Origin of the sequence: Nocardia brasiliensis NBRC 14402, from assembly GCF_000308475.2 — a bacterium.
In the GTDB taxonomy this organism is placed as follows: domain Bacteria; phylum Actinomycetota; class Actinomycetes; order Mycobacteriales; family Mycobacteriaceae; genus Nocardia; species Nocardia brasiliensis.
On sequence record NZ_BAFT02000069.1, the window covers coordinates 21,496 to 33,118 of the forward strand.

The 11,623-nt window shown below is 69.0% G+C and carries 9 protein-coding genes and 1 pseudogene; 2 read left to right on the forward strand and 8 right to left on the reverse strand.

Annotated features, from left to right (window positions below; genetic code table 11):
* Positions 1-157: 157 nt before the first annotated feature.
* Both TY25_RS25580 and hisS read right to left on the reverse strand, forming a co-directional pair.
* Entirely contained in the window at positions 158-805 is a 648-nt protein-coding gene (locus TY25_RS25580; RefSeq protein ID WP_052383186.1) for a hypothetical protein, read from the reverse strand.
* Between the two features lie 394 nt (positions 806-1,199).
* The gene (gene hisS, locus TY25_RS25585; protein WP_042260045.1) at positions 1,200-2,474 is read right to left on the reverse strand and encodes a histidine--tRNA ligase; all 1,275 of its coding nucleotides are present in this window, start codon (positions 2,472-2,474) and stop codon (positions 1,200-1,202) included.
* 217 nt (positions 2,475-2,691) lie between these two features.
* Between hisS and TY25_RS25590 the strand changes: the two genes are divergently transcribed.
* The gene (locus tag TY25_RS25590; RefSeq protein WP_042260047.1) at positions 2,692-3,567 is read left to right on the forward strand and encodes a peptidylprolyl isomerase; all 876 of its coding nucleotides are present in this window, start codon (positions 2,692-2,694) and stop codon (positions 3,565-3,567) included.
* A gap of 402 nt (positions 3,568-3,969) precedes the next feature.
* Entirely contained in the window at positions 3,970-4,518 is a 549-nt protein-coding gene (locus TY25_RS25595) for a hypothetical protein (protein ID WP_029899110.1), read from the forward strand.
* A 61-nt stretch (positions 4,519-4,579) separates the two neighbouring features.
* Here the strand turns inward: TY25_RS25595 and TY25_RS25600 are convergent, their stop codons facing one another.
* From TY25_RS25600 to TY25_RS25625, 6 genes and pseudogenes are all read right to left on the reverse strand, one after another.
* Positions 4,580-4,966 carry a DUF4913 domain-containing protein gene (locus TY25_RS25600; protein WP_226887260.1) on the reverse strand — a complete coding sequence of 129 codons (387 nt, stop codon included), beginning with the start codon at positions 4,964-4,966 and terminating at the stop codon, positions 4,580-4,582.
* A gap of 150 nt (positions 4,967-5,116) precedes the next feature.
* Positions 5,117-6,952 (reverse strand): type IV secretory system conjugative DNA transfer family protein, encoded by a 1,836-nt coding sequence (locus tag TY25_RS25605; protein ID WP_042260049.1) that lies wholly within the window; start codon positions 6,950-6,952, stop codon positions 5,117-5,119.
* A gap of 61 nt (positions 6,953-7,013) precedes the next feature.
* Positions 7,014-7,541 carry a hypothetical protein gene (locus tag TY25_RS25610; RefSeq protein WP_226887259.1) on the reverse strand — a complete coding sequence of 176 codons (528 nt, stop codon included), beginning with the start codon at positions 7,539-7,541 and terminating at the stop codon, positions 7,014-7,016.
* Positions 7,542-7,624: 83 nt separating this feature from the next.
* Complete coding sequence (locus TY25_RS25615) at positions 7,625-9,307, reverse strand: peptidoglycan DD-metalloendopeptidase family protein (protein WP_042260052.1); 1,683 nt, start codon at positions 9,305-9,307, stop codon at positions 7,625-7,627.
* 124 nt (positions 9,308-9,431) lie between these two features.
* Positions 9,432-9,740 carry a transposase gene (locus TY25_RS25620; RefSeq protein WP_029899114.1) on the reverse strand — a complete coding sequence of 103 codons (309 nt, stop codon included), beginning with the start codon at positions 9,738-9,740 and terminating at the stop codon, positions 9,432-9,434.
* Positions 9,741-9,792: 52 nt separating this feature from the next.
* Positions 9,793-11,551, reverse strand: a pseudogene (locus TY25_RS25625) (putative type IV secretion/conjugal transfer ATPase).
* Positions 11,552-11,623: the final 72 nt, after the last annotated feature.

Sequence of the window (11,623 nt, forward strand, 5' to 3'; positions counted from 1 at the left end):
ACTGCACGCCGCTGGACGGCTGCATCCCGCTGCGTTTGCCGGTGAACCCGCGCGAACCGACGCCGTGCAGTGCCGCATCATTCGGCAACCGAGGCCGCGGCTCCGCCCATGGGTCACGCACAGGCTGGGCGAGCTATCGCCTGAACGCTGGGCGGGTTCAGATCAGGGCGGCTACTTCGCGGTCGGTGAGGACTATCGGGGAGACGAAGTCTTTGGTGCGGGCCATTTGGACGGCGCGGTAGAGGGGGCGTTCGGCGAGGTGGGCGTCGCGGGCTTCGGCGCGTAGTTGGTGGACGAGCATGGTGGACACCGAGACGGCGGCGGCGAGCTGGCTGGTGGCGAGGGCGTCGGCGAGGCGGCGCAGGCCGAGCAGATGCATTTCGCGCCCGCCGCCCGCGTCGGTGTACATGGCCAGCGGAATGATCTGGGAGAACTCCCCCGCGGTCACGCGCAGCACGATCCGGCTGAGCCGCGCCGGAAAGATCAGCACCTCGACACCGGTCGCCGCGGACACCTCGACCCGCCGTTCCCCGAACACCCGACGGGCATGGATCGTGGTCCCCGCCAACCACATTCGCCGACGCCGCAGCGCCACCGCGTAGGCGACGGTCGGCGCGCCGACGACCACCCCGATGAGCACCGCGACCGGCCAAGTGACGACGGTCGCCGCCAGCAGCGCGGTCCCGATCCCGATCCCCGCCGCGGCCAAGGCCAGCCTGCGCAGCATCGGCGCGTACATCTCGGGTGCGACGAGATCCAGCCCCACCGGCGGATCCGTCTGCTGCTCACCAGAATTCGCCTGCACTCGCCCAACCCTCTCCGTGACACCGGCGCCACGTCACGCGCGCTGTCACGTTACTCCAGCCCCTTGGTCGGCGTAGCCCGTTCGAACAGGCCAAGCGCCCCGCACCCGGTCACACCCCGCCGCACCTCCGCAAACCTGCACCACTTCCAGCAACACCACGCGCACGGCGGGCTGTCCTGCGAGTGGCACCACAACGCCGCGTCACCCACCTTGTCCGCCCGGCCTCACCCGAGCACAAATCGCCCCCTGCTTCGCGCACCCGTCTCGCGCAGACGCACCACTTCTAGGGCTTTACAGCAACCCAGAACCATTGCGAATCCCTAGAAGTGGTGCGAATGCCGCTCCGGACGGCCTGCCGGTCGGATACCGGCTCGGCGAGCGGCGGCCGACCGTCTTACCCGTCGCTGAGCGCTGCCTGCAGCGTGGTGACCGCTTCGTCCAGGGGGATCTGCCGCTGGTCTCCGGTGGCCATGTCTTTCAGGCCGATGGTGCTTTCGGCGAGGTCGCGGTCGCCGAGGACGAGGGTGTAGCGGGCACCGGAGCGGTCTGCCGCCTTCATCGCGCCTTTGACGCCGCGGCCGCCGTAGGCGAGGTCGACGCTGATGCCGGCCGCGCGCAATTGGGCGGCGAGGACGACGAGGCGCTGCTGGGCGGCGTCGCCGAGGGGAACGCCGAACACCTGGCAGCGGGCGGGGTCGCCGGCCGTCTTGCCTTCGGCTTGCAGGGCGAGCACCGTGCGGTCGACGCCGAGCCCGAATCCGATGCCGGACAACGGTTGTCCGCCGAGTTGCGCCATCAGTCCGTCGTAGCGTCCGCCGCCGCCGATGCCCGACTGCGCGCCCAGTCCGTCGTGCACGAACTCGAAGGTGGTCTTGGTGTAGTAGTCGAGCCCGCGCACCATCCGCGGGTTCACCACGTACGGCACGCCGAGCGCGTCGAGGTGGCCGAGGACCTGTTCGAAGTGGGTCTTGGCGGATTCGGAGAGGTGATCGATCATCAGCGGCGCGTCGGCGGTCATCGCGCGCACCTCGGGCCGCTTGTCGTCGAGCACGCGCAGCGGGTTGAGTTGCGCCCGGCGCTTGGTCTCCTCGTCGAGTGGCAGCCCGAACAGGAACTCCTGCAACAGTTCCCGGTACTGCGGACGGCAGGTGTCGTCGCCGAGCGAGGTGAGCTCCAGCCGGAAACCGTCCAGTCCGAGCCCGCGGAAGCCGGCGTCGGCGATGGCGATCACCTCGGCGTCCAGCGCGGGATCGTCGACCCCGATCGCCTCGATCCCGACCTGCTGCAACTGCCGGTACCGACCGGCCTGGGGCCGCTCGTACCGGAAGAACGGGCCGTTGTAGACCAGTTTCACCGGCAGCTGCCCGCGATCGAGCCCGTGCTCGATGACCGCGCGCATCACGCCGGCGGTTCCTTCGGGACGCAACGTCACGCTGCGGTCGCCGCGGTCCGGGAAGGTGTACATCTCTTTGCTGACCACGTCGGTCGATTCGCCGACCCCGCGGGCGAACAGTCCGGTGTCCTCGAAGACCGGCAGCTCGATATGTCCGTACCCGGCCAGTCGGGCGGCGCGGATCAGGCCGTCGCGCACCGCGACGAACTCGGCCGAGCCGGGCGGGACATAGTCCGGAACCCCCTTCGGGGCGGAGAAGCTGCTGGTCTTGGTCACGATGGTCCAGTTTCCACCACCACGCCCCCTCGAGTCCAACCGGTTATCGGCAGCGAGCCTCGCCCGATCTGCGGATATCCCCAGTCATCCCCCGGCGAGCACGGATTTTGGCCGGTCGCGGGTGTGAGGCGCACCGCTCTCAGGAAGTGTCGAGCAGTCTCAGGAATAAATGGCAGACTCTAGGGCCGTAACAACCGGACACGGGAGGAACGTGGTAGTGCCGAGCAACGAACAGCGGCGAGCGGCGGCGAAACGCAAGTTGGAGCGCCAGCTCGCCAACCGGGCCGAGCGCGCACGCAGGCGTAAGCAACTCACGATCGCCGGGTCGGTGCTCGGTGTCGTCGTGGTGGTCGCGGCGGTCACCGGGGTGTACTTCCTGACCAAGAGCGACGACAACAGCTCCGAAGCCAAGGACGCGACGCAGTCCAGCGAGCCCGCCGCTGCGGCGCCGCCCGCCGCGGTCGCCAAGCCGGCGCTGGTGAACTGCGTCTACAAGGACGGTCAGAAGCCCGCCGACAAGCCCGCGACCAAGCCGGCGAAGAGCGAGGGCATCCCGACCACCGGCAACGACGCGAAGGTCAGCGTCAGCATGGAGACCAACCAGGGTCCGATCGGCTTGACCCTGAACAACGCCGAATCACCTTGCACGGTGAACAGTTTCGTCAGCCTCGCGGCGCAGAACTTCTTCGACGGCACCAACTGCCACCGGATGACCACCGGCGAGGGCCTCAAGGTGCTGCAGTGCGGCGACCCGACCGGTAGCGGCATGGGCGGCCCGGGCTACGAGTTCGACAACGAGTACCCGACCGACCAGCTCGACCCGAACAACCCGATGGCCGCGCAGCAGCCGGTCGCGTACAAGCGCGGCACGCTGGCCATGGCGAACGCGGGCCCCGGCACCAACGGCAGCCAGTTCTTCATCGTCTACGGCGACTCCCAGTTGCCGCCGAACTACACCATCTTCGGCACCGTGGACGAGAACACGATGGGCACCCTGGACAAGATCGCCAAGGCGGGCCAGGACGATTCCAACGGTCCCGGCGACGGCAAGCCGACCCAGCCGGTCACCATCCAGTCGGTCCGCATCGACTGAGATCTTCGACACACGTTCGGGCCCGGGCCGTTCATCGGCGCCGGGCCCGAAACGCGTCTACCTGTTCTTAGGTGTACCTAAACGTACGGTAAGGGTGGCCTTACGCCGGTAAACGTCCGGCGAGTTCCCGGGCCTGTCGGAATTGTGCGATATATGCTGATAAGCGGCACAGCCGTACGGTTGCGTCGCGGCTTTCTCGGGTAATCTCGAAACACGGAGTTCCCGTAGCGTAGTAGTCCCTCAACTGGGTAACCCCCGCCCCAGGGAATGCCACGACACGAGCCCTCCCGGTGTCGAAGTTTGCAGCCGGGGCGTCGTCCGACGGACTACAGTTCGCGTGGCGGTGTCCGAGACGAAGCACCACAACATCCATAGTGATCACTGCAGCATCGGGGAGCAGCCATGTCCGAGGAACTGGACGACATCGGCCGCGAGACAGCGGCCATGATGAGGACAATGTTGCAGCTTGCGACCCTGGTCGCGCTGCGGACCCGCGAGCGTGGTCAAAAAGAAGCCGAAGCGCGCGTGAAGGTCACCGAGGCCCGCATGAAAGAGGCCCGGGAGATGCAGGTCCGCGAGGCCCGGGATTCCAAAGCGAAGGATCCGCGCAACACCGAGCTCGCTCGGATGATCGAGCGCCCGATCCCGGAACGTGGTGTGTCGCTGGAGAAGGATCGTTTCTCCGCGCAGGCCGAAGCCACCCGAATGGCTGCCACCGCCGCCGCCCACGCGAAGCCGGTGCTGCAGTACGACTCCCCCGAACGCCGCATGGCGATCGCCGCGCACCTCGCCAAGATGGGTGTCGCGCCGGAGCTGGCCGCCGTTCGGATGTTGATCGAAGTAGGCCAAGCGCAACCGCCGATCGAGGCGGTCCGCACCCGCCCCGAGGAAGCGCCCGCGGTCACCCGGGCCAGGGAACAGGAATCCCGCGGCCTGGAACGCACCCGCTGAAACCAAAAGCAAACGCCCGCTTGATAAGCGGGCGTTTGCTTTTGGTACACGAACGGCTCGGCTACATCCGGAAGTCGCCGATGGTGGGATCGCCGAACATCCCGTGTTGCGGCGACTTCAACGGCAGCGGACTGAGCATGTCCTTGTGCCCGTTGCGCACGCTGCAGTACTTGAACGGGCCCTTGGGATCGAACAGCTTGGCCATGTGCGGGTCGGCGTGGTCGAGGAACCAGACGCTCAAACCCGTTGCGCCGTCGAGCCGGAAGTGCTCCCAGGCGCGCCACATCGCGTCCAGGCGGGCCACCGCCTCCGCGTGCTGCCACCACTCCGGGCACCACACGGTGTCGCTGAGATCGGTCACCTGTCGCCGGTACACCAGGCTCAGATAGTTCTCCACGAACTCGACGACGCTCGCGTAGATCATGGGTTGCTGCTGCTGCTCCGTCACGACTCCACCTCGCTACCGCTCGGCTCCGTCACGACGACGCGTGCTGCGCCCAAGGCTCGCTCGCTCCGCTCCCTCACGACTCCACCTCGCTACCGCTCGGCTCCGTCGCGACGACGCGTGCTGCGCCCAAGGCTCGCTCGCTGCGCTGCCTCACAGTGGCCTGACCTCCTCGACCTGTCCGTATTCCGGCGGCGTGCTGCTCTTGCTCAGTGAAGGCTTGCCCGGCATCAGATCGCCGATCTCCGTCTTGCGCTGCGGATCATGGTGCGAGATGGACTCCTTCACTTCGGCAGCGTACTCGCCCTCCCACCACGGAACCGTACGAACCAGTACCGGCGGCGCGCCGGACGGGAACACGATCACGCGACCGCGGGGCAACTGCGCCAAACCTTGCACGCTGAACGTCTTAGAGGAGCCGAGCGAGCGCGAATAGCTCTTGCCGCCTTTGGATTCCGACACCGACGAGGAGACGACCTCGTAGTCGCCGATCGCCTCGGAACGCTCCCGCAGGAATGCGGTGTCGTCTACCCCGCTACCGAGCACCTTGATGTTCGCGGCGGCCCACAGCGCATTCATGCCGGGCTCGCCCCAGCAGCGCACGCCCTGCGCCCAGGACTGCAGCACGGTCATCACGACGATGCCGCGGGAGCCGAAGTGGCTGTACTGCTTGGGCAGATCCTTCCAGCGCACCACGTTCGCGGCCTCGTCCAGCACGGCGAGCAGCGGAATCGGCAGCCGTCCGCCGCGCGACTGCGACGCGGTCCGCATCGCGACGTCGATGACGGCCTCGGTGAGCGCGCTGACCAGCGGGGCGGCCGAGCCGCGACCCTCCAGCGAGAGGCTGTAGAGCGTGCCGTTGTCGCGGATGAACGCGAGTTCGTCGAACTGGATCCGGTCACCGCCGCGGGTGATCCAGGGGTGCACGTTCGACAGTTTCAGGCAGCGGATCATCTTCTTCGCGGTGCCGAAAATGCCGCTGCGCGTACGGGCTTCAGCGTTGTACTGCGACGACAGACCGGAGGCCGTGTAGTGGTGCCTGGCCGCGCGCAGCAGCTCGATCGGCTCGGTGTCCTGCGGGTTGGTCACCCATTCCCAGACCTGCACGATCGGCCTGCTGCCGTTGCGGTCGCCGACCGCCGCGGCCAGGAACAGACCGGCCAGCAGATCTTCGGCTTCGGGATCGAAGAAGGCATCGGTCTTGGCGTCGGAGCCGTCGTCACCGTCGGCGAAGTGCCCGGCCAGCCGCGCCGCCCGCATCTCGCAGCCTTCGCGGCGCGCATCCACCCAGGACAGCGGATCCCAGAACCAGCTGGGCTCTTCGCCCGCGACACCCTGCGGGTCGAAGACGAAGGTGGGACTCCCCTTGGCCTCGCGCACATCCCGGGTCGCGTCCACCACGTCACGCTTGTTCGAGGTGGCCAGCACGGGGCCGATCGCGGTGAGAATGGCCGGGATCACCCGCGAGGTCGACTTGCCCTGGCGCGGACCCCAGATGTCCAGGTGCAGGTCCTCATAGGAGCCGTAGAGCATCTGGTTGTCGGCGATGCCGATACCGATCGGCACGCCCGGGATGTCCTGCGAACCCAGCCGCACCTCGAGCTGCTTGGCCTTCTCGCGCACGCCCGCCTCGGTGAGATGCGCGATGGCGCCGCCCTGGCCCATGTAGTCGGCCTTGTCGTCGACCGGGAGCTTACCGATCGTCTTGCGCTTCTTCATTCGCTTCTTGATCAGGACGTAGGCCAGCGCCGACGCCGCGACCAGCAGCACGATCACGGTGGACGCGTGCGGCCAGACCAGCTTGCCGCGCACCAGGTCCGCGACGATGGCGATCGGGTTGATCGGAATCGACTGCGGCGTCACCGCCATCGCGTTGCCGAGATGCAGCGCCACCCACAACGTGCCGAGGACCGCGAACCCGGCGTACAGCGCGATCATGGTGGTGTCCGGCCCGACCGCGGCCGGATCCTTCACCGGCTTCTTCGCCATGTCTGCCTCCTGTTGTCCTCTAGCGGCTCTGTGGGTGGATCTCTGCGAAAGGTCGTGCTGCTCAGCGGAACGCGTCGAGCCGCCAGCCGTCCGGGGTCTGCACGACGGTCGCGATGACCGTCGCGGGCGGCAGCTGCTCCTTACGCCCGTTCGGGTAGACGACCGTCTGCTCGATCCCGATCTTGAACTGCTGGACGTTCGGATCGCCGCCGGCCGGCGGCTTCTCCCCGGAGGCGAAGGTGAACGCGTCGACGCGCGCCTTCGCCGTGGCCCAGTCCGACCACTGCAGCGTCGTCTTCGGCGTCTCCAGCCCGGTCGGCGAGCTGTCCAGCATGCGGACCAGGCTGGGGCCCAGCCATTTCCGCGCCCGGGTGAGCGAGGCGCCCTGCGCTTCGGTGGCGGGCTGCCAGGTGTAGATCTCGCGCAGCGCGGCCACCGCGACCCCGTCGGGCGTGACCGGATCGGGTGCGGGCACCCCTTCCAGCAACCGGGTCGTGGACGTGGCCGGTTGCGCCCCACCGGATCCCGCGTCGTCCCGGTCCCCCGTGCCGCAGGCGGCACTCAGCATCGCGACGCTCACCACCAGCATCACCACCAGTTTCGTGCGTACCGCTGTGTCTTTCCAGGCTAACCGCAAGGACCGACACTGCGTCAGTGCATCACCTGCGTGTTTCACAGGACCCTCCTCGCCCTGCTGTCGCCCGGCACCGGCACCTCCGTGACGCCGCCGCCCGCACCGGGCACGGCCTGGATCATCCGGCCGTTGCCGGAGTAGATGCCGACCTGGGCGGGGCCGCGCGGACCGAACGAGCTGAACACCAGATCGCCCTCCTGAATCCTGCTCATCGACACCTCCGCACCTGCCTCCCACTGCTGTTCGGCGGTGCGCGGCAGGGTGACCGAGCCGGACGAGGCCGCGAACACCGCGGCCGCGGTCAGGCCGGGACCATCGAGTCCGCCGCCGCTCGGACCCTGCGGTCCGCCGCCGCCCCACACGTACGGCGTGCCGAGCCAGTCGTGCGCGGCCTCGACGATCTGACTGCCGCCACCGCCCTGCTGCGGATCGAACCGCCCGAGCGCGCCGGGCGCGCGGTACTGCGCCTCCATCGCGAGGATGTTCGCCACGTACGGCTGGGTCTCGGAGTAGTGCGCCGCCACCTGATTCGGCATACCGCCGGAGGCGAGCACCGCGCCCTCACCCGCGTTGTACGCGGCCAGGGTCAGCGCGGTGACATCGCCCTGCACCCGGCCCTCCGATTGCCACTGCGTGATCTTGTGCGCGATGGCGCACATATAGCGGCCCTGGCCGATGATCGCGTCCCCGTCGTCCCACACGCTGGCGGTACCGTTGCCGTCGGCATCGATCACATACGGTTGGCCGTCATCGGGATTCACGCTCGCCGCGGTACTCGGCAGGAACTGGGCCAGGCCCTGCGCGCCCGCCGGGGACGTCGCCCCGCGGCGGAAACCGGATTCCTGCCTGCCCTGCGCGGCGAGCAGCGACGGCGTGATCTGCGGGCAGATCGAACCCGCACGGCGATACCAGATCTCGAGCTCCGGCGGCACCTTGCCCGCGGCGAGCGCGCCGCCCGCGGTGCCGAACCCGCGGTTGCAGCGCGGATCGCTGGAATAGGCCAGCGCCCCACCGACATCCGGCGTCGGCGCGCCGTCCAGCCAAGGCAGCGGGTCGATCTGGCGACCGCCGGTGAACCGCCCGCCCGGCACGATCTCGAAATGCAGGTGCGGGCCGCTGGATTCGCCCGCGGAGCCCACCTGGGCGATCGGCTGACCCGCGGTCACGGTGTCGCCCACCCGCACGTGCACCCCGGAATCCCACATGTGGCCGTACACCGCCGAGTACGCGCGGCCGTTGGTGTCCACCGAGTCGACGACCACCCAGTTGCCGAAACCCGAAGCGGGACCGGCGGCGACGACCCGGCCGTCGGCGACGGAGTAGATCGTGGTGCCGTCGGAGGCGGCGAGGTCGATGCCCTTGTGCGTGCCGCCGCGCGCGCCGAAGGTGTCCGAGACCGTGAAGGTGCCGGCGGCCAGCGGCAGCGTGCGCCGGATCGGACCGGCGCCCGCGGCCAGCGACGGCGTCGCCGTGACGGTCGGGTTCGCCGAGGTCCCCGGCGGCGCGCCCGCGGCCGGATTCGCCTGCGACGCAGACGGTCTGCCGCTCGCCCTGGCATCACCCGGCGCGTAGCCGCCCAGCGGCGGCAGCGCCGATCGCGAGCCGAGCACCGAGGCGCCCTCGCACGGATCGTCGACCGCGGGCATCACGATGACGAGCACGATCACCATCAGGCCGAGGACCGCGCCGAGCGCACCCCACAAGAGCCCCCGTCCGCTCACCGCGGCCTCGCGGGGCCCGGCTCCCCGGCCCGGGACACCCGCACACGCCGATATGACCGGAGGTGCCCTTGCGCCCGGCACGCGGGGGGAAAGGCAGCTTCGGTCGCATCGGCGGGTACGGGGCTCACTGGCCGCGCCGGGATTCGTTGAGGGTGTCGGCGAGCGTGCGGTTCATCTCGGCCGCCGCCGCCAATTGTTGTTGCAGCAGCGCCACTTTCCGGCGCAGCGCGGACGCGTCCAGGCGCTCCAGGCTCGGCCCCTCGGCCGCGCGCACCCAGTTGCGCACCGAATTGGTGTGCACGCCGATCTGTTCGGCGACTACGCGGCAGGCCTCGGACTCGCTGCGCAGCTTACCGGTGAGCGCGACGACCTGCTGGACCGCGGCCTGGCGCACCTCCGGCGAGACCCGGCGGTAGGAGCGGTGCGGCATCATCCGGCACACCTCCCCGCGCGGCGGACGATCGGTAAGTCGCGTCTGGCATCTCTCATGCGGCACTCCCGCCCTGCGAATCCGTGCCTCGGGCAGTCGATTCGGTGAACTCGCTGAAACGCTGGTTGGTGTCGTGGATTCCGCTCTCCTTCTCCGAAAGCGTGAACTCCATGTGGAACGGGATGCCCGGCCGGCGATCTTCACCGATCTTCAGCAGGAACTTGCCCGTACCCGGCGGCGAGGGCCGCTGCTGGCCCGGCTTGAGCGCCTCGCCGGTCAACGCCTGCGGCGCCGACCAGCCGGTCACCATCTGCTCCTCGGCGGAGGTGAACGGCACGATGCTGTCCAGGCGCTTGACCTCTTCGGCGGGCAGCGCGCCGAAGATCTTGGCGCGCGCGTTCCAGGAAGCCGAGCGCCTTGGCGATGGCCGATTCCGAGCCGAGCGCCTGCAGGTCCTTGATGGTGTGGCTGATCATGATCAACGAGGTGGCGATGCCGCGCTGCAGACGGGTCAGCTCGTCGACGCGGTCGACCATGAAGTCGCCCAGGCCGAGCACCTGCCAGAGCTCGTCCATCACCACCTGGAAGTAGCGTTGCGGCCCGAGATCGGCGTCGGAGAGCACGTGCGCCGCCTCCACCGAGGCGAACCCGTCGGCCCAACAGGCCAGCATCACAGCCGCTTTGAGCTTCTTGTCGCCGGTCGGGATGTGCGAGACGTCGATGCAGACCGCGACGGCGCTGGTGTCGATCGGCACCGAGGTCTGCCCGTTGAAGACCGCGCCGAACGGGCCCTGGGTGAGCGCGCGCAGCGAGCGGCGCAGGTTCTTGATCGCGTTCGAATACTCCTCGGCGTCGTCGGCGCCCGCGTCGAGCATCAGCTCCTCACCGCCCGCGACGATCACCTCCAGCAGGTTCTCCATGATCGGCGGCTGATCCGGCGTGTAACCGCTGCCCGGCTGGTAGAGGATGCGCAGCGCGGTGGCGATCAGCGTTTCCTCGTAGTCGCGCACCCTGGCCCCGCGCACCAGTTCGACCAAGCCGGCGATGAGCGTCACCTGGCGGGCTCGCATGTCCTGCAACACCTGCAGTTGCAGGGCGGGGTGGTCGTCCAGGCGCGGCACCACGGCGCCGAGCACACCGGCGGCCAGCGGATTCAATTTGCCGTGGCCGTAGCCGAGGTCGATCACCTGACCGCCGACCAGTTCCACCATCTTGCGGTAGTCCGGTTTGACGTCGGCCAGGATGAGCGGGGTGATGCCCTGGGCGATGCCGCCCAGCACGATCCGGCGCACCAGCGACGACTTGCCGAAACCGTTGAGCCCCAGCACGAAAAGGCTCGGCGCGGTGATGAAGCTGCCGCGCATGAACCAGTTCATCGGGTCGAAGCAGACCGGCGCGCCGGTGTGCAGGTGCGAACCGAGCGGGGTGCCGATCAGCGGCGCACCGGCGCCGACCGACCACGGCCACAATCCCGCGACCTGCGCTGTGGTGGCCCGGTATTCGACCGGACGGCCGACCACGTTCATCCGGCCGCCACCCTCGCCGGCGTAGCCGCGATCGGTGAGTTGCGCGGTGCTGCGGTCGAATCCGTCCTCGAACACCTGCTCCGCGCGGGCCGCGTAGTTGCGCCTGCGGATGTCGTCGGTGCGAATCCGGAACTGCGCGAAGGCCGCCCGCAGGCCGGTCTGCTCGCGCACGATCATCTCGAGCCGGGTCCGGGTGGCTTCGTCGAGCAGCGGCGGGCCGGCGTTCTTGCGCCGGTCCGCCTTGGCCTTGGCGCGCAGCGCGGCCTTGTCCATCACCGGCGTGCCCATGGCCCGGTCGGCGGTGTAGTCGGTCTTGTTGGCCCGCTGCGCGTTTCGCGCGGCCCTGGAGCCGTTGCGGTC